Below are 18,922 nucleotides of genomic sequence, written 5' to 3'. Positions count from 1 at the left end.
TCCAACCAATAACAATATGATAAGAGCAGTAGAAAATAAAAATTATCAAAAACGATTGGCACTGGGCAAGCCGTATTCATATATTGTTGGTGGTTTACACGTTAGCTTTTGCTAAGTGAAAGCACCTAAATAACAGGAGTCGCTATGGCCATCCCCCTGCTTAACTGCGATATGGGCGAAAGTTTTGGCAACTGGAGCCTCGGCTTAGATGCCGATGTGATGCCCTATGTCGATTGCGCCAATATCGCCTGTGGCTTTCACGCCTCTGACCCTCATGTGATGCGACGTACCGTCAAACTGGCTGTCCAGCACGGCGTGCGTATTGGTGCGCACCCAGGCTACCCCGATTTAATGGGCTTTGGCCGCCGTTCAATGGCCTGCTCCCCGGAAGAGGCTGAAGATATGGTGCTCTACCAAGTCGGCGCACTGGCGGGCATATGCCAAGCGGAAGGCACGCAACTCAGCTACATAAAACCCCATGGCGCGCTGTATAACGACATGGCCGCTAACCTTGCGTTACTCGAAGGCGTGATGCGCGCTGTGCGTGCCTATGATCCCAGCCTGCCGCTGATGGTGATGTCGACGGCCGACGCTGCGCCGCACCGCGAGTTAGCCGCCAAGCTGGGCATTACCCTATGGTTCGAAACATTTGCTGACCGCGCCTACGATGCCAATGGCCATCTGGCCTCACGGCGCTTACCGAACGCCGTTCATCACGATCAGCACACTATCGTCGATCAGGCGGTGATGCTGGCGAAAGGCGAATCGCTCACCTCACTTGACGGCACTCCGCTACAGCTGGCCTGCGACACACTTTGTGTTCACGGCGACAATCCCGAATCAGTGGCCGCCGTGCGTGCCATCCGCGAGGCCTTTCAGGCGTTGGAGCAGGCGTGAAACCGAGCATTCAAATACGTCCTAAAATGCGCATTGAAACGACCGCCATGGACGCCCTAATGGTGCGCCTGTTCGATACCATTGATGAAGCCAATATGGCGTGGGTGATCGCCGCCGATCAAGCCCTGCGCGCCGCCTTTGGGAACGCTTTAATTGATTTAGTCCCCTCATACACCACGCTATTAGTTCACTACGACTGTCAGCAGCTGAATCACAGCGATGCCCTAAGCCTTATCAACAAGACGCTTTGCAACCTCACGCCTGCAGATACCCAAGCGGGTGAACTACACATAATTCCCGTGTGGTATGACGAAAGCGTGGGGCCCGAGCTGCCCCTGGTCGCCAAGCGCGCGGGCTTAAGCGTCGAGGCGCTGGTCGAACAGCACTGCAACCACGACTACTGCGTATTCGCACTCGGTTTCGCTCCCGGCTATGGCTTCATGGGCTTGGTAGATGAAGCGCTAGCCACCCCGCGCTTAAAAACGCCGCGCCGCAAAGTCGCGACAGGCAGCGTAGGTATTGCCGATCGCCAAACGGCGATTTACCCGCTGCTTTCGCCAGGTGGCTGGAACATTCTTGGCCGTACTAACGTGCCGCTTTTCGAGTATGCCAAGCGTGGCGACCCCCTGTTCCGCCCTGGTGACAAAGTACGGTTTAAAGCGATCTCGCGCGCCGAGTTTGAAGCGGACGGTGGTAATACCACCCCGATGGAGGAGCGCTCATGAGCCAAGTTGCTACGCGTAAAGCGCCCGCAGGAATGCTCGTTAAACAAGCAGGACCGCTGGCGTTAATTCAAGATGCCGGACGATTTGGCGTGGGCCATCTTGGCGTGACCCAAGGCGGTGCGGCCGACTGGATTTCTTTTCGATGGGCCAACTGGCTGCTAGGCAACGAGCCAAACAGCGCAGCCCTCGAGATTGTCATGGGCGGCGGCTTAAGCCTCGAAACCGAATGCGAAGTGCACCTTGCGCTAACGGGCGCTGACTTGGATGCCCAGTTAGACGACAAGCCACTGGCCCCGAACACAAGCTTCACCCTGACGCCCGGCCAGCGCTTAGTATTTCGCCAGCCTCGCCAGGGGTTGCGGGCCTACCTCGCGTTTCCCGGCGGGCTAAATGCGCCCGAAGTGCTGGGCAGTCGCGCCTGCACCGCCCGTGAGCAGCTAGGCGGCTTACATGAAGATGGTAAACCGCTGAAAGTGGGCGACCGCTTGACGTGGCAAGGCGATGCCCCAGCGGTTAAGCAACTCCCTGACAGCCAAGCTTTGCGTATGCCCGCAACAGAATGCCGCCTGCCTGTCGTGCTCGGCTCACAAATCGCCACCTTCAGCGGCCGCTCTCTGTTCCAGGCTTTTAATCAGCCTTGGACGGTGGATAACCGTGCCGATCGTATGGGCGTGCGGCTCACGGGACCTGTCCTGAATGGCTCACTGACCGGCATTATTTCCGAAGGCATTCCACTCGGTGCCGTTCAAGTACCGCCTGACGGTCAGCCCATCATACTCATGAACGATCGCCAGACAATTGGCGGCTATCCGCGCCTGGGTGCGCTCACCCCGACCGCCTGCGCGATGCTTTCCCAATGCCTGCCGGGCACGAAGGTGTGGCTAACCCCTGTCAGCGCCAGCCAAGCGCAGGATGATTATCGACAGCAGTTAACGGTTTGGCGTGAGGTGTGAAACTCATTGATGCCTGCTTAGCTACCGGAGTCGGCAAAACTAAATCATGTTTTCCTTGATCAACTGTCGATATTGGTCAGCGGTAAGCTGAAGCGGATTGGTTACATGGCTGTGATCGGCAATAGCGCGCTCAACGATATAATCGAAATGGCTCTCTCTGACGCCCAAACTGCGGAGCCCTTTGGGGATTCCCAACTGTGTATTGAGATCGGCAAGAGCAGTGGGTAAACCTCCTTCTTGGATCTTCAGTGCGGTTTCTATGCAGCGAATTTTTTCAGGCACCGCATCGCGATTGATTTGCATAACGCTAGGCAGAAAAATGGCATTGAGGGTGCCATGATGTAGCTGTAACTCACGCAGTCCTCCCAAGGCGTGTGAGAGTGCATGAATAGCGCCTAGCCCCTTCTGGAAGGTTAAGCCGCCCTGGAGCGAGCCCATCATCAGCTCCGTGCGGGCATCTAGATTGGTGCCGTCTTCGTATGCCGTCACGATGTTGTTCCAGATGCGGGCGGCGCCATCGAGAGCAATGGCTTCGGCGGGTGGATTATACCGTGGGGATAAATATGTCTCGAAGCAATGCGACAAGGCGTCAAGCGCCGTCGCTGCCGTTAGCCATTGTGGCAATCCCAAGGTGAGCATGGGATCACAAATTGCACATTTTGGGATCAAATAAGTGCTAACAAAACCAAGTTTTCGCCCATCTTCAAGCGTAATAAGAGCAGCCCGGCCGACTTCTGCACCAGTGCCCGCAGTGGTAGGAATGGCAATAACGGGGGCAACTTTGCCTGTGATGGCCTGCATCCCATCTTCGATAAGTGCGTATTTAGCCAAAGACCCACCATGGGTGGCAAGCAGAGCAACACCTTTAGCAAGATCAATGGGCGATCCTCCCCCGATGGCCACAAGCCCATCGCAATTATTGGCAACATATACCTCAACCGCAGCCACAGTGGCCGCTTCGGTCGGATTGGTCGGCACGTCCAGAAACACCGGCGCCTCAGCCTTCAGCTGTCTAACCACCTTGTCAAGCAGCCCTGCGGCCTTTATGCCATGATCACTGATGACCAATGGACGTTGGACACCGAAGCGGTCAAGATACTTTCCCAGTTCGCTGATACTGCCAGCGCCAAACTCAATTTCGGTAAGATATGTGATCAGCGACATAATGTGCCTTTAGCTTAAGGTAAATAGTGCGCTCGGCTAGAGAGCTCGAATGGATGCCATTTTGACGGCTTCTTGAACCCGCTTTGCCCCATTGATCAGCGGGCGACCGAATTCTGGAATCTCGATTTCAAAGACGTTGCCATCCTCTGTTGCGAGGCCACCGACGTGCCGAGAAACTGCACATGCACATCACCAGACCTGAGGAACTGGTTGTACTTGAAGTGGTGGTATTCCAGATTGGCGATAGAATGAGACATGTTGTCTTCCCCGGTCGGGAAGGATTTTTCCCAGAATACGTAGCCATTCCGTCGAATGCGGACAGTGCCCTTTAAATGAGACGGCAATTCGCCTACGCGCAATTCAGGACCATAAGAACAGTGCCTTAACTTGGCGTGTGCAAGGTACAGGATGCAATGGGCTGCATCGGGGTGATCAAGGGGTGGCAGAACACGACCTGCTTTAATGAGCACGTCATAATCATGGATTTCACCTAAGCCCAAGGCATTAACCCTTTCCACGATGGTTTGCTTGCCTCGAATAGCATCAAGCGCAAGTTCTCGAGTCGATATGACACTATTTACTTGCTCTATACCTTTATCGGATACGAGCCCCACGGCGCGTTCTTTATCGCTGGTTACAAACTGAATAAGCCGCATAATACGCTCCAAATACTATTGCTAAGCGGAGGGCCGATCTTGTCGGCCCCAAATGAAGTCAGTCAGCAACAGCCGCCATATCAGCACGTGCCTGCTCAATAAGATCCAAGCCGATTTGTTCGGAAAATTCAGTAACGACTGGGGCAACCGCATCACGCAGTTTGGTCATCTCTTCCTCAGAAAGACGTGTCACTTCCATGCCCTCTTCCTCGAGTAGGCCAACCAGACGATCAGCATCATCACGTGACAGAGCACGCTGGTATTCAGCGGACTCTTGAGCAGCCTCCATAACAAGCTGCTGATCATCCTCAGCTAGGCTGTCGAACCACTTTTTGCTAGCTAGAAGTACATAGGGTGTATAGACATGCCCAGTAAGGGCAAGATGGTCTTGCACTTCGAAGAACTTGGACGAGTAAATAAGCCCTACCGGCGTTTCCTGCGCATCGACAGTGTTGCTCTCTAAGGCATTAAAAAGCTCTGGGTAAGGCAACGGGGTGGGATTGGTGCCTAAAGCTTCGAATGTGCTGATGAATAAAGGATTGGGTATCACGCGGATCTTAAGCCCTGCCATGTCCTCGATCGAATTGATTGGACGAATTGCATTGGTCATGTGGCGAAAGCCATTATCCCAATAAGCAAGGCCCACTAAGCCCATGGCGTCGAGTTTAGCGAAGAGTTCGTCACCAACGACCCCGTCCATCACCGCATCGACAGCATCAAAGTCGGCATAAAAAAAAGGCAGATCGAAGATGAGAAATTCGGGGATGGTGCCGACTAGATTTGACGTTGGGCCGACCATGACATCAAGGAAGCCACCTTGCAGCGAAGACTGCATCTGGGGTTCATTACCCAAGACGCCGTTGCCGAACGTTTGGATGTTGATGCGACCGTCGCTTTTTTCAGCGACAAGCTCAGCAAATCGGATTGAGCCCTGCCCGACGGGGTGCTCGTTGATGGGTACATACCCCAATCGAGCATCTTGAGCCGATGCCGATACGACCGCAATAAGGGCTGTCGAAACAACCAATGCTTTTAATAATCGTTTCATGAGTTTCTCTCTTCATTTTTGGATTTATAGTTATGAGAACCAGGATGCCGGAACGGTCACAAGAGCAGGGAATAGAACCAGAATCACTAGAACTAGGATTTCAGCAAACAGGAAAGGCAGCACACCTTTTACCGCCTGGTCCATGCTGATTCGACTAATGCCGCAAAGGGTGTTGAGGACGGCACCGACGGGAGGAGTAATCATTCCGACAGCCGCCGTCATAATAAACATGACGCCGAAATAGATAGGGTCAATGCCAGCAGCGATAACTATCGGCAGGAGCACAGGCACGAGAATCGTGATAGCAGGCGTGAAGTCAAGCACCATACCGATGGCAAAGACGGTGATCACGATTAACATCATCAACAGAATCGGCGACCCTACGAATGGCTCAAGGTACACCAGCATCTGGCCGGGTAGATTGGCGATGGCAATGAGGAAGGCCGTCACCATCGAGGCAGCAACAAGAATCATGATGACCGCTGTCATACGGCCAGCATTCAATATGGCGCAATAAAGATCCTTAGGGGACATCTCCCGGTAAATGAGTAGGCTGATCAGCAGTGCATAGACGGCAGCCACGACACCGGCTTCCGTCGGCGTGAAAATACCCATGCGTAGCCCGCCGATAATGATGAGCGGTAAAATCAACGCCCAAACGGCCTCTCGAAGGCACTTACGAATATCAGAGCCCGATTTTTTGGGTAGAACAGCGACATTGTCCCTGCGCGAGACAAGCCACCAAGCGACAATAAGGCTAAGCGCCATCAACATGCCAGGCACGATACCGGCCATAAACAGACGTACTATAGATATATTGGCCGTTACGCCAAGCACTATGAACCCGACCGATGGTGGAATGATAGGCGCAATGATGCCGGTAGCCGCCATAAGACCTGCTGAGCGTTCCACACGATAGCCGGCCTCGCGCATCAGCGGAATGAGCATCACGGCAAGGGTTGCTGTGTCGGCGATTGCCGAGCCCGAAAGGCTGGCAAGCAACAGCCCCGTGCCAATAACGACATAGCCAAGCCCACCGCGAAAATGCCCAAACAGGGCTAAGGCGAGGTTGACGATGCGACGGGACAGCCCACCCGCATTCATGAACTCACCAGCCAGCAAAAAGAAAGGTATGGCCATCAATGGATAGCTATCAGCGCCGTCAATGAGCTTTTGCGCCATAATCTGAGCATCGAGATTACCCATCAATAACATCATTGCAATGGCGCACACCATCAGTGCAAAGGCTATCGGCACTCCTATACTAATGGCCCCAAAAAGGGAGCCGAGAAATATAATGGCTGTCATCGCGCCTGCTCCTCAGGCCGAACAACGGCATAAGGATCTTCGCCTGACCAGGTCTGGGGCAATTCCCCCCTTAGCGAGCGCCAGAGGTTGACGAATAATACAAGGGCCATACAGGCTGAAGCGACGAGGCCAGCGGCATACATCATGCCTACCGAGATGCCCGATATCGGCGCTCGATTATTCCAGTTAAGTAAAGTCTGAATCCAGCTCCCCTGCCATATCAACCAACAGCACCAAAGCATCAGCCCATGACTGACGAGAAAGCAGGCAATACGCATGGGCCGGGGCAAGCGCGATACAAGCGTATTCACACTCATGTGCATACCCTGCGCTAACGCGACAACTGACCCCAAAAATACGATCCAGACGAAGATCAGGCGGGAAACTTCTACTGAAAATGGAATACCCGAATTAAAGCCATAACGCAGTACTACGTTCCAAAAAACCATCAGGCCCATTATGCTCATGCCGATCACCACGAGATGATCGAACAATTTAAACAGCCACTGTAGCGGCTTTGGCATTTTATTCTCCTAGGGCTTAGGTACCCTTTTTGTTGTTGTTTCAGTTCCAGCATTGCGCCTTAAGGATAGTCAACAATATAGTGAGCTAGCACAGGCAAGCATAATAAAAACTACCAATACAGACATAACCAATGGTTATACCCATGATCCCCAGCTTGGAATCCATTACAGCCCGTCTACGTCTCCGGCATTTCCGGTTACTCATTGCGATTGATGAACACGGATCTTTAATTAAGGCAGCAGAAAGTGTCTCAATAAGTCAGCCAGGCGCAACCAAGGCGCTCCAGGAAATCGAGGAAGCCGTAGGGTCAGCCTTGTTTCTTCGAACAAATCGAGGCCTTTCCCCTAATGAAGTGGGGCATTGCATCATTCGATATGCACGTTTGATATATCAAGATCTCGCCCATCTTCGAGAAGAAATAGAAAGTATTCTTGATGGGCATGGTGGGCGTCTTGCTGTAGGAACCATAATGGGTGCCGTTCCTCTTCTGACCGACCATCTGACCCAGCTTCTCAAGCGCCAGCCGGCAATGCGCATCGAACTGGTTGAGGACACAAGCGCTCATCTGCTTGACTTGCTCGACAGTGGTCGCCTCGAAATCGCTATCTGTCGAACGAGCGTCAGCCCTCGGCCGGAAGCCTATATCACTACCCGCATCTGGGAAGAGCAGCTAGCCATCGTGGCCAACTCAAGTCACCCATTGACAGGGCTTAATGCGCAATTATCTGATCTGGCAGCAAGCACTTGGATTGTTTACGCAGCAGACATGCCAATGCGGCGCTATTTGGAACAGGAATTCCAGACACACGGCCTGCCTTTTCCGAACGAACTGGTAGAAACTACTTCAGCTTTTGCCACCTTATCGCTCCTTCAACGCAATCCCACTTTCGTTGCACTGTTGTCAACTGAAGTTGCTCAAGTACTCAGCCGCACCGGAATGACGAGCAACTTGTTGGTCGATCTCCCTGCTCGCAGCGAACCATACTATCTCGTACACAAACGGGATCGCAGTCTCTCGCCTGCGGCACGTTTGCTCAGCGAACAATTCACTGCCCTCCTGCCTCCTCTGGATCGTAAGACATGAAAAAGGGATGGAGCTGTTTAGAAACGAACCTGTCAGTGAGGTTGCGCGGCGTCTTAATATCTGCGTGCAAGGGCTCGCTAATGACGCTTTATTGGCTAGAAGTGGGATATCAGGGGCTCGGCAACGCATGGGGGCTGACCCGCTAGAATGGCTATTCAATCGGACTGGCCAGCAGTGGGGACTCGAACGTTACCCTGGCGATGACTGGCACGGCCTACAAGTCCTGGCCATCGATGGAGCCTTACTGCGAACACCCGACATACCAGAGTTGCGAGAACATTTTGGGCCGGGAAATACGTCAACGAATCGTCAAACGCCTTTTAACGATGGGAGATAGAGCTAGGCTTCCGAGGCATCAAATCCTCTATGCAAAATAATGCAGTGACGCTGCATAGCAAGAAAGTCGAGTTGATCTATCCGGAAGTGTGGGGCTTGCTCTTGGCGTATAACGTAGTGCGGCGGGAGGCGAGTCAGGCCTCGGTGGGGCATGGTCGCGCGCCGTGTCAAATTCGTTTTAAATCAGCCTACCAGTATATTGCGGCCCAACTGATCGTCATGGCTGCAGCACACCCCCTATCGAGAACGGGGGCACGGCTTTCAGAATTGAGAGTGGGCGTAGCAAGTCTCTTCTTAGATGACCGTCCTCGACCGTCAAGGCCGAGAACGGTAAAAATATCCAAAACCCGCTATCCGGTGAATCGCAAGGCTGCGCCGCTTAAGTGAACAGCATTACTCCAACCGGGGGCTTTTAACTGCACGACGTCCTGTTCGCCTTAGCCCCTAGCCATTTGCAGTTCTTTAACGACAATATCGCCATCAACCACGATAGGTTCACCATCCAGAAACAGCGAGCAATTGCGCATCGGGATATCGAGATGGCAGGCCGTATCGTTAGTGCCACCTAACTCATTATTTGGCCCGGTAGAGAACATTACGTTGCCATAAAAACTGCGCGGCTCCATGCCCATGCCGCCGGGAAACTCGCCTGGCACCATACGGTGCCACTTGGCATTAGGGTTCATCCCCCAGCCTACATGGCTCATGCCCAGCCCACGCGGATCGTTAAAGCTTTCCATGTAGGATTTAACCAACTCCGCATCTAGCCCGCCGCGGATATCGGTAATCCAGCCCTTCTTGATGGTGTACGTAATCGGCTCTCTGACATACATATTCTGGGGCAGCAAAATATCGCCTGGCGCAACGACAATGGTGCCATCAACGCCGTCATCATCACCGCCGGTAAATACAAAGCCGGACGGCCAGTGATCCCAGCGCCCGGGTTCATCGGTGCAGGCATACTCAGCAACGGTGGCGTATGTATTAAGTTGATAGGTGACATCCGTCCCGTGGGGCGACGTGATGCGCATAACCTTGGCTTTTGCCAGCAACTCGGCGGCTAATTCAACCTTTTCCCTGAGTTCCTTGGTAGGCAGCATTCTGGCCAGCAGTTCCGGTGGCTCAACGGCGGTTAAGATCCGTGTACCGGCCGCTTGAATGGCCATTTGCTCAGGTGAGAAAAGCAGGAAAATGCAGTCGATCAGCATATCGCAATTTTTGAGCGCTTCCACCGCGTCGGGCATGCTGGCAAGCCCTGTTGTTCCCACGGCCCAGCCACCTGTAGGTAACGGCGCGGGTAATCGCATGTGGTACATATTGGCGCCTAAGCGCTGGCCTGCAGCCATAAAGGCATCAGCATATTCCAGCCGCTCGCTTCCCTGCGTAAGCACCACAAGTCTTTCACCTTCGTGTACGCCGGACATTTTTAACTGGTGGAGACAGATTTCCGTAAAGCCTGCATGATCCATAAAGACTCCTACTTCGCTGGTGTACAGCTTATATCGTGTTGGGGAACCTCTGATTAACTATTACGCTTGCCCATCCGGCGTTAAAAATCGCCTCAAAATGCTCATTTACAGCGTGTAAACTTCGCTTTTTCGTTGATTTTTGCCTTGCCTAGCCTGCGCTCATTACGTTAATCAGAGGCTCCTTAGGAAAATCTTCTTGAGAGCGTTTGAGCCTCCAATGTTGGGCGTCAAACGCTCTAAATATTGTCAGATAAAACTAAACGTTCGACTCCTGAGCCGGCGGGCTAACCTTGTGGCCGCGCTTTTTACCCAACTCTTCTGAGATGGCGTCAAAGAAGGCATCCGTGGCTGCTTGATGGGGCTTGGTCATCAGACTTACGCCAACAAAAAGCACGCTAGCGACGACGATTCCCCATATGCCGGAAGGCAGACCCAGCAGTGAGTTTCCAGTGGCGTACATCAGCAGTACAAAAGCACTCGTGCCCACCACACTGACTAAGGCACCAGCGCCAGTGCCACGCTTCCAATAGAAAGCGCCGATAATGGCGGGCACCATCGCGACCAGACCAGACGATGCGGCGACTGACAGTACGGCAATCAAGTCCAACTGCAGCTCGGCAAAGCCCAATGCCAAAATTGCGATGACAGGTACAACAAACTTACCCACCAGCAGCTGGCGTTTTTCGCTGACGTTAGGCTTCACGTTTGCATAGACATCACGAGAGACCATGGAGGCCAGCGTCAGCATGATGGAATCAATAGTAGAAACGGCGGCTGCCATAATGCCGACCATCACGATCACACCCAGTACCGGTGGTACAAACTCGGATGCTAGCAGCGTGGGCGTCGCCAAATCGGCACGTGCAAGGCTGGGGAAGGCGGCTAAAGCAGAGAAGCCCCACAGTACCGACACCATAGTGTAGATAAAGCCAAACACTAGAAAACCAATCAGCATTTGACGCATAGCGCGCAGTGAAGAAGGCATAAACAGGCGCTGGCTAACTTGAGGATTAGAAAGACTAAAGAAGAACCAAGGAATCGTTAGCCCTAAGAAAGTAACAAAGCTGAACAAACCTGAGCCCGGCACCGTGAGAGACTGGGGATGTTCAGTTGCCAGAGTATCGAAGAGCGCGCTAAAGCCCCCCAGACCCTGGATAACCAGAAACGCCACCAGCGTCGAGGCCACAATCATCATGATCGCCTGGAGAGAGTCGGTCCACATGACCGAGCGAATTCCCGCTATATAAGAGAAGAAAATGGCGATCACCGTGGCCATGATGACGCCCGTCGTAAAGGTAATCGCGCCATCGGTAATACCTTGCAAGAGATAGCCCACACCCGCCAACTGAACCGCTGAGTAAGGAATCAGGAAGATACAGCTGGCAAGAGAAACCGCCATCGCGACATGTTTGCTGTTATAGCGATGACCCAGCATTTCACTCGGCGTCACATAACCAAATTTTTTCCCGACGGCCCAAAACTTCGGCCCGAAGATAGCCACCAGGGAAACGCCCGCAAAATAAATAATTTCAAACCCCAGTGCGCCCACGCCTCCGGCATAGGTGAGGCCTGCTAAACCGACCATCATAAACGCACTGTAGGTGGTGGCACTGTAGCTCAGCGCCGAGACAAACCCGTTCATCTGTCGATTGCCCAAAAAGTATCCAGACATACTTTCTGCAGCGCCTTGTCGCGACATAATCGCAATGCCTACCGCAATCAATAAATAGATAGCAATAGACCACCAAATGAGTGACTCAGTCATTGCTGTGATCCTCGAAATCTTTAGTGATAAACACGTTCAGCGCAATGACAATTAACCCTGCAACCGCCCAAAACAAGAAGCTGCCGTACCAAAACGCGACATTGCTCAGCAGGGTGTAAGGCACTACATAGCTCAGCAGGACAACTATCCATACGAGCCATATCCATTTACTTCGTTTTCCAAACTCAGGTTTCATAGTCCACCTCGTTTTATTACATCATGGAGTAGAGTGTGTGTTGTTTTGGTGAGGCTGGCGTAAATCAGCGCTACGTTGTTCTAGTTGTTGCCAAGGCGCTTTATCTGGTGCAAAGCGCGCTCGAAGATACATCGCTAAATCAGCGACTTGGGTATTGCTAAAACTGTCGGAAAAACCAGGCATGCTGCCGACTCCTGGAACGTGGTCTGCGTGGACACCGCTTAAAATCGACTGAATAACGTTGTCTGGGTGGTCACTATGAATATTGGTATTCAGCGCGAGTGACGTACTAGCGCTGGAGAAAGTAGGTACTCCGGTTGCCACGTGACAGGCCGCGCAAGCACCATCGAATAGGCGCTCGCCCGCCTCAAGACCGGGCGCACTAAGCGTGGCGCTGGCCACACGCTGCTCCGCCCTCGCCACCGCTATCTCGCTATCATCCGTCGGTGCCTGCATCTGTGTGGCCACATAGTGGGCAATGGCTCTCACGTCGTATTCAGGCAATTCGGCCAATCCCGCAACGACTGGCGCCATAGGGCCAGAGGCAACGCCATGCAGCGCCGACTCACCATGGCGCAAATAGTCGTAGAGCGATGTTTCACTCCAAGCAACCGGCGCACGCGACAGCGCATTGAGTGGCGGTGCCTCCCAGCCATCAACAAAGGCCCCTGCAAAATAATTCTTGCCGCTTTTCTCCGCGCCCATGGCATTACGTGGGCTATGGCAAGCACTGCAGTGGCCTAACCCTTCGGCCAGATAGGCGCCTCGATTATAAAGCTCGCTTTGCATGGGGTCTGGTTGGAAGGGAGTGGGGTCGTGATAAAGCGCGTTCCAGCCGGCCATCAAAGAGCGCACGCTGAAGGGAAAAGCAAGATCGTTGACGGTTTTGTCCGATGACACCGCCGGCTGAGACATTAGGTAAGCGTACAGCGCCTGTAAGTCGGTATCACTTGTTTTGGCAAACGCCGTATAGGGAAAAGCGGGATAGAGATGGCTGCCATCGCGGCTGATGCCATGGCGCATTGCTCGTTCAAACGCCGCGTAGGACCACTGACCAATACCCGTTACCTCGTCTGGCGTAATGTTAGTGCTGTAGAGCGTTCCAAAGGGGGTTTCAAATGAACGCCCACCCACGTTGGTGACACCATTGTCAGCGGTGTGGCACGCTGCGCAATCGCCAGCAGCAGCGACTAGCCGCCCGCGCTCAATGGTATCGGCGGAATAAAGATTGGCGGCTGGCCGAGCAATAGGGACCACGGCGCCTTTCCACGGCCATGCTATAGCCACCGTGCCCGCCATTGTAGTCAGTGCCGCAGCGGCTAACCAGCGCCGCCTCGCAGGGCGCTGCAGTTTAGCCGGACGCCCGGCACTCTCCACCGTCGGCTCTTGGAGTGCCTGGCGGACACGCTTGGCAGTAAAGGGAGGCTGGCGAAAACGAATGCCGGTCGCATCAAATAGCGCGTTGGCAATCACGGCAACACCGGGCGATAGCTCAGCCCCGGTTAATACATCGCTAGCAGGTTGGTTAAAAGAAGAAGGCACCCTTTGCGTTGCCGGTTGATAGCCGCGCGTAGCCAGCTCGCCTGCTCCTGAAGCGACGGGCACGAGTACATTGCGGCCATCACCCCACTCATCAAACGCAGGGCTTTGCCCCAAAAGCGGGCGAGCTTCACCCAATACCCGTGTTTGGAGCGTTTGCTGAAGACGCGCGGTATCCACATCAGGACCCGTGTCTTGGCCAACAATCAAGCGGGTCAGCTGCACCTCACCGGTAATCCGGTTAACCACTACGTCGGCAATCCACGCGGAGCGTACACCGGGTGCCTCACGTTGATCACGGCTTGGGAGCTGGGAGTATGCAAAACCGCGACCTCGCAGCAGGTCCTGCGGCGATGAACTTGGCGCTGACGTGGGAGAAAGCGGCGACAGCGGCAGCGTCCACTCAGCCCGTTTAGCGACCGACTCTATCAGCGCTATGCCACGCGCATCGTCGAGGTGACGAATACGCAGCGCAATGGGATCTTGTTCGCTATTACGAGCCACCTCATCTAGAAACGACTCTCGCGCAAACGCCTGCTGAATGTCGACAACAGTAGGATCGCTTGAAAGGGTATTGGATTGGCTTCTTGAAGCAAGATATTGGTCTCGAAAAACGTAAGGTGAAAACGGCGCCGCATCGTTATTATTCGAAGCCTCAGTAGCCCCAGCCTCAGTCGTAAGCTCGGCGGTCACGGCCTTGCCACTCAGCCAGAGCCCTACAGCGGCGACCTCACCGATAATATTAGCCTGCTGATAATGATAACGGGCGATCTCACCGCTGCTGGCAAGATCGGCTTCTAGCGTCATTCGCTGTGCCTGCCCCAGCGCCTCTTTATCTTTTGCATAGCGGGCATCAAGCCAAACCGTTACCGGAGCCCCCACCGCCTTAGACATTAGCGCCGCATCGACAGCGGCATCATCGCCGCAATGGCGGCCAAGCCCGGTTGCTTGACGCGACACGTGCGTTTGGTCGAGGCAATAGAGCTCAATCTGGTTAACGGGCAATGCGGTTAAGCGACTCAAATCGTGCTTAAGCGCCAGCGGCGTAACGGTTTCTCCCCAAATATCGAGCTGGTGCTGGCGGTAATCCGCGATCACCCAGCCAGGGCTATTTCCCCAATGCATCCGGCTCGGCCAGCCATACTGCTGGCGCATTGAGGCCTGCGATTGAGGGCTTTTTTTAACAGCGCTGAATTTGAGAGAAGTAAATTTAACAGAATCAGGTGCGCTATTGGTTGGCTGACGCACGGATTGCCACTCAACCTTGAGCTGCTTAGCCGCATCAATGGCCAAGGCCAAACTGCTGGCGACAACACCGACAAAGTCTTCTTCAACCACCACCTCAATAGCACCTGGTAGTGAGCCGACGCTGGACCTATCAACACTGATTAAGCGATCGCTCTCAAACCGCTCGCCATCCCAATGATAGTGAGGTGGGCGTACGACGACGCCATAGCGTGAATGCGCCAATGCCGCGGGAATGCTCGCCTGATGATGCTGACGACGAAGCCGCTGCCCTTCACTCATGAAGTGGCTCCTGCAATCGGCTCGCATTGAGGTCAACAGCCAGCCGCGCTGCTTGCAAAATTTCAACGTGGGTACCGCATCGGCACAGATTATGCTCAAGCGCTGTACGAATCTGTTGCGCTGAAGGCTGTGCGTTATGATTTAACAGCGCACGAACGGTGATAATCATACCGTTCAGGCAGTAGCCACACTGGGCTGCTTGCGCATCAATGAAGGCTTGCTGAACAGGGTCAAGCTGGCCGTTGCAGGCCAGCCCATCAAGCGTGATGACGTTATGGCCAACGGCAGCGGACACGGGTAGCACGCACGTTCGTGCGGCCATGCCATCGATCAATACACTGCATGCACCACATTCGCCCAAGCCACAGCCATATTTAGGCCCATTAAGCGCTAGGTCGTTACGCAGCACATTGAGTAGCGGCGTCTGCGGGGACACCGCCAACTCATGTTCTTGTCCATTGACTGTCAACGTTAGCGTCATAAGGAATCATCATCTTATTGTTAAAACGGCCTTCATGCCTGGGTACGACTTAGCTATTAATTAGATAGTACGCATAAAACCTGCTCGCCAAACACCTTTCGTAGCACTGAATAGTCAGCCTATTTTCCCCTTCATCGCTAGGCGTGCACCGGTACAGTGCGGCGATGCTCACAAACGTGCATAACAAGCGTACACGCCATAAAAAAACACTAATAAACATATAGCACTCAATTGATACGCCTTTCAAGTTTTTATAAAAACTATAAAAATACAAAAAAAGTTATTAAATTCAGCAAAATATATACTCAATCAATCTATTTGTTCATAAAAAATAATTTTCCTATTAAATCCTTGACCAACAAATAAATGGTGTATACGTTGTTTTATAGCATTTACAAACTCACTCCATGAGGCGCTCTGCACGGTGGTGTGTGAATAAAACAGCGAGGCAACGACGACATGAAAAATAAACCCACCATTGCAATCATTGGCGCTGGTCTTGGCGGTGCTGCGGCTGGCGCACTGCTGCAGCAAGCGGGTTATCCCACCAAGGTGTACGAACAAGCGCCAGTTTTTTCTCGCCTTGGCGCGGGAATTCACCTTGGCCCCAACGTTATGAAAGTCATGCGGCGTATCGGCATTGAGGACAAGCTTAATGCTATGGGGTCACATCCCGATTACTGGTTCAGCCGTAACGGCATGACGGGGGAATATCAGTCGCGTATACCACTGGGTGAGTTTGCTCTCGAAAACTACGGGGCAGCCTATATCACCGTCCACCGTGGCGACCTCCACGAATTAATGGTGAGCACGCTCGACCAGGATAATCTACATTTCGATAAGCGCTTGGTCGATGTCGATGACAGTGGCGATAAAGTCGTCATGACCTTCGCCGATGGCTCGACGGAAGAGGCGGATTTAGTCATTGGTGCTGATGGTGTTAATTCACGCCTGCGTGAGAAATTACTCGGCACTGAAGCACCTATCTACAGTGGCTGGGTTGCCCACCGTGCGATTATCTCCGCTGAAAAGCTCAAGGCGTACGATTTGGATTTTGAGGCGTGCGTGAAGTGGTGGTCTGAAGATCGTCATATGATGGTTTATTTCGTCACCGGCGACGAAAAAGAGTATTACTACGTGACGGGCGTGCCTGAACCCGACTGGAACCACGGCACCTCCTTCGTCGATAGCTCACAGGAAGAAATGCGTACAGCATTCAAAGGCTATCACCCCACCGTACAAGCGCTGATTGACTGCACAGAAAGCGTTACGAAGTGGCCTTTATTGGAACGTAATCCGCTACCACTTTGGCATGAAAACCGATTAGTACTGCTTGGTGATGCCTGTCACCCAATGAAGCCACATATGGCTCAAGGCGCCGCCATGGCGATTGAAGATGCTGCCATGCTGGTGCGTTGCCTGGAAGAGGTTGGCGCTGACAATTATCAACGTGCTTTCGAGCTTTATCGCACCAATCGCTTTGAGCGTGCCTCGCGGGTACAGCAAGTCTCCCACGACAATACATGGCTACGTGCAGATGAAGATCCAGCCTGGGTATTCGCCTACGATGCCTTTGAAGTACCACTGAAGCAACCTGACGCGATCAATGAAGGAAGCCCAGTATGAGCAGCACCTATCTTTATGGCGCGAACTTACATGCCAACGGTATTCGCCAGCACTACCTGCGTTTCGGCGATAGCGCTCAGCCCTCACGCCAACCGCTGGTGCTGATACCGGGCATTACGAGCCCCGCTATCACCTGGGGGTTTGTAGCCGAGCGGCTGGGTCAGCACTTCGATACCTACGTGCTGGATGTCCGTGGGCGGGGCTTATCGTCTAGCGGCCCCGAGCTCGCTTACGACATCGACACCTGCGCTGACGATGTGATTGCGTTTATTGATGAGTTAGGGCTCGACAATGTCATTCTAGCGGGCCACTCCATGGGCGCGCGCTTTGCGCTTCGCGCCATGAGCCGCGGCGCAAAGGGCATTGCCAAACTGGTACTGATCGACCCACCGGTTTCAGGACCAGGACGTCGAGAATATCCCAGCAAGCTGCCGTGGTATGTGGACTCGATTCGTGACTGCACGCGTGGCGCCGACATTGAGACCATGCGTCACTACTGCCCGACCTGGAGTGACGAGCAGTTGCGGCTGCGCGCTGAGTGGCTACATACCTGCTTTGAGCCGGCCATAGTTCAGGCGTTTGAAGAGTTTCACAGCGTCGATATCCACCAAGACCTTCCCAACATCAACGTGCCCACGTTGCTGATGTGCGCGGGCAAAGGCGGCGTTATCCAGGATGAAGATCGCGCTGAAATGATCGATCTGCTGCCCACCCTGCGGATTACCACCGAGGAAAACGCGGGTCACATGATTCCCTGGGATGATTTCGACGGCTTTTTTGCCGCTTTTGAAGACTTCCTCGGCAAACAACTCTAACAAAGGCCAATGATCATGACTCACAGCACCACGACCAAGAACGATTCTAAGAACGATTCCAAGAACTATCGCATCGGGCAGATCGTGCCAAGTTCTAACATCACGATGGAAACGGAAATTCCGGCCATGCTGGCGGCACGGCAGCTAATACGGCCTGAGCGTTTTACCTTCCACTCCAGCCGTATGCGCATGAAAAATGTCAGCAAGGACGAGTTGGCGGCGATGGACGCTGAGTCAGACCGCTGCGCATTGGAGCTTTCCGATGCGGCGGTCGATGTGATGGGCTACGCCTGTTTGGTCGCGATCATGGCTATGGGGCCTGGCTATCACCGCGAATCACAACAGCGCTTACGCAGCCGCACCAAAGAGAATGGCTGCGATACGCCGGTGGTGACGAGCGCTGGCGCGCTGGTCGATGCACTCGGCGTGATGAAAGCCAAACGCGTTGTAGTGGTAGCGCCCTATATGAAGCCACTCACCGAGATGGTGGTCGACTACATTCGCCAAGAAGGCATTGAAGTGCTGGATTACCGGGCACTCGAAATCCCTAACAACCTGGATGTCGCCCGCCACGATCCCGCTAATCTTCCTGGCATTGTCGCTAGCCTCGATTTAAGCAACGTCGATGCCATCGTGCTATCAGCCTGTGTACAAATGCCATCGCTAGCGGCCGTTGCCAAAGTAGAGGCCTTAACGGGCAAGCCAGTGGTCACTGCTGCTATCGCCACTACCTACGCCATGCTTAAAGCGCTCGATTTAGAGCCTATTGTGCCCGGCGCTGGTGCCTTACTGTCAGGCGCTTACTAGG

17 protein-coding genes and 1 pseudogene are annotated in these 18,922 nt (G+C 53.6%); 8 read left to right on the top strand and 10 right to left on the bottom strand.

All coding sequences use genetic code 11. The features are described 5' to 3' along the window. The first annotated feature begins 144 nt into the window (after positions 1 to 144). Genes CIK78_RS03880 through CIK78_RS03870 form a run of 3 tightly spaced genes read left to right on the top strand, consistent with a single transcriptional unit; the run spans position 145 to position 2,575 of the window. Entirely contained in the window at positions 145 to 897 is a 753-nt protein-coding gene (locus CIK78_RS03880; RefSeq protein ID WP_096277394.1) for a 5-oxoprolinase subunit PxpA, read from the top strand. A gap of 26 nt (positions 898 to 923) precedes the next feature. Continuing rightward, positions 924 to 1,622, top strand: coding sequence for an allophanate hydrolase subunit 1 (locus CIK78_RS03875; protein ID WP_096282249.1), 699 nt, complete (start codon positions 924 to 926; stop codon positions 1,620 to 1,622). Then, positions 1,619 to 2,575, top strand: a complete 957-nt coding sequence (locus tag CIK78_RS03870) for a biotin-dependent carboxyltransferase family protein (RefSeq protein WP_096277392.1) — start codon at positions 1,619 to 1,621, stop codon at positions 2,573 to 2,575. The genes CIK78_RS03875 and CIK78_RS03870 overlap by 4 nt, the downstream gene beginning before the upstream one ends. A 39-nt stretch (positions 2,576 to 2,614) precedes the next feature. Here CIK78_RS03870 and CIK78_RS03865 read toward each other — a convergent pair whose 3' ends face one another. From CIK78_RS03865 to CIK78_RS03845, 5 genes are all read right to left on the bottom strand, one after another. Continuing rightward, positions 2,615 to 3,739, bottom strand: coding sequence for an iron-containing alcohol dehydrogenase (locus tag CIK78_RS03865; protein WP_096277390.1), 1,125 nt, complete (start codon positions 3,737 to 3,739; stop codon positions 2,615 to 2,617). A gap of 95 nt (positions 3,740 to 3,834) precedes the next feature. Further along, entirely contained in the window at positions 3,835 to 4,395 is a 561-nt protein-coding gene (locus tag CIK78_RS18135; protein ID WP_225734189.1) for a hypothetical protein, read from the bottom strand. 58 nt (positions 4,396 to 4,453) lie between these two features. Continuing rightward, the gene (locus CIK78_RS03855) at positions 4,454 to 5,443 is read right to left on the bottom strand and encodes a TRAP transporter substrate-binding protein (RefSeq protein WP_096277388.1); all 990 of its coding nucleotides are present in this window, start codon (positions 5,441 to 5,443) and stop codon (positions 4,454 to 4,456) included. 30 nt (positions 5,444 to 5,473) lie between these two features. Further along, positions 5,474 to 6,751, bottom strand: a complete 1,278-nt coding sequence (locus CIK78_RS03850; RefSeq protein WP_096277386.1) for a TRAP transporter large permease subunit — start codon at positions 6,749 to 6,751, stop codon at positions 5,474 to 5,476. Beyond that, the gene (locus tag CIK78_RS03845) at positions 6,748 to 7,275 is read right to left on the bottom strand and encodes a TRAP transporter small permease (protein WP_096277384.1); all 528 of its coding nucleotides are present in this window, start codon (positions 7,273 to 7,275) and stop codon (positions 6,748 to 6,750) included. The genes CIK78_RS03850 and CIK78_RS03845 overlap by 4 nt, the downstream gene beginning before the upstream one ends. A gap of 131 nt (positions 7,276 to 7,406) precedes the next feature. Between CIK78_RS03845 and CIK78_RS03840 the strand changes: the two genes are divergently transcribed. Together CIK78_RS03840 and CIK78_RS03835 are read left to right on the top strand one after the other, a co-directional pair. Next, positions 7,407 to 8,360 carry a LysR family transcriptional regulator gene (locus tag CIK78_RS03840; RefSeq protein ID WP_343218232.1) on the top strand — a complete coding sequence of 318 codons (954 nt, stop codon included), beginning with the start codon at positions 7,407 to 7,409 and terminating at the stop codon, positions 8,358 to 8,360. Then, positions 8,326 to 9,083, top strand: a pseudogene (locus CIK78_RS03835) (transposase domain-containing protein); the annotation flags it as partial. The gene CIK78_RS03840 and the pseudogene CIK78_RS03835, both read left to right, overlap by 35 nt. 50 nt (positions 9,084 to 9,133) lie before the next feature. Here CIK78_RS03835 and CIK78_RS03830 read toward each other — a convergent pair. The 5 genes from CIK78_RS03830 to CIK78_RS03810 all read right to left on the bottom strand — a co-directional run bounded on the left by CIK78_RS03830 (position 9,134) and on the right by CIK78_RS03810 (position 15,673). Then, positions 9,134 to 10,165 carry a leucyl aminopeptidase gene (locus CIK78_RS03830; protein WP_096277380.1) on the bottom strand — a complete coding sequence of 344 codons (1,032 nt, stop codon included), beginning with the start codon at positions 10,163 to 10,165 and terminating at the stop codon, positions 9,134 to 9,136. A 256-nt stretch (positions 10,166 to 10,421) separates the two neighbouring features. After that, a complete protein-coding gene (locus CIK78_RS03825) occupies positions 10,422 to 11,930 on the bottom strand; it encodes a sodium:solute symporter family protein (protein WP_096277378.1) in 1,509 nt (502 codons plus the stop codon). Then, positions 11,923 to 12,126 (bottom strand): hypothetical protein, encoded by a 204-nt coding sequence (locus CIK78_RS03820; RefSeq protein WP_096277376.1) that lies wholly within the window; start codon positions 12,124 to 12,126, stop codon positions 11,923 to 11,925. The genes CIK78_RS03825 and CIK78_RS03820 overlap by 8 nt, the downstream gene beginning before the upstream one ends. Before the next feature lie 21 nt (positions 12,127 to 12,147). After that, positions 12,148 to 15,192 (bottom strand): c-type cytochrome, encoded by a 3,045-nt coding sequence (locus CIK78_RS03815; protein WP_096277373.1) that lies wholly within the window; start codon positions 15,190 to 15,192, stop codon positions 12,148 to 12,150. Further along, positions 15,185 to 15,673, bottom strand: a complete 489-nt coding sequence (locus CIK78_RS03810) for a (2Fe-2S)-binding protein (RefSeq protein ID WP_096277371.1) — start codon at positions 15,671 to 15,673, stop codon at positions 15,185 to 15,187. Before CIK78_RS03810 ends, CIK78_RS03815 begins: the two co-directional genes overlap by 8 nt. A gap of 459 nt (positions 15,674 to 16,132) precedes the next feature. On the opposite strand from CIK78_RS03810, the gene CIK78_RS03805 reads away from it, so the two are divergent. From CIK78_RS03805 to CIK78_RS03795, 3 genes are read left to right on the top strand one after another with little or no spacing between them, the layout of a single operon-like run. Beyond that, positions 16,133 to 17,299, top strand: a complete 1,167-nt coding sequence (locus CIK78_RS03805; RefSeq protein ID WP_096277369.1) for an FAD-dependent monooxygenase — start codon at positions 16,133 to 16,135, stop codon at positions 17,297 to 17,299. Then, the gene (locus tag CIK78_RS03800) at positions 17,296 to 18,114 is read left to right on the top strand and encodes an alpha/beta hydrolase (protein WP_096277367.1); all 819 of its coding nucleotides are present in this window, start codon (positions 17,296 to 17,298) and stop codon (positions 18,112 to 18,114) included. Before CIK78_RS03805 ends, CIK78_RS03800 begins: the two co-directional genes overlap by 4 nt. 15 nt (positions 18,115 to 18,129) lie before the next feature. Then, on the top strand, positions 18,130 to 18,921 hold the full coding sequence (locus tag CIK78_RS03795; protein ID WP_096277365.1) for an Asp/Glu racemase: 792 nt from the start codon (positions 18,130 to 18,132) through the stop codon (positions 18,919 to 18,921). Position 18,922: the final 1 nt, after the last annotated feature.

The sequence above is a fragment of the Halomonas sp. JB37 genome (assembly GCF_002332255.1).
Taxonomy (GTDB): Bacteria; Pseudomonadota; Gammaproteobacteria; order Pseudomonadales; family Halomonadaceae; genus Vreelandella; species Vreelandella casei.
Note: the sequence above shows the minus strand (reverse complement) of the source record. Positions and strands in the feature narration are given on the sequence as shown.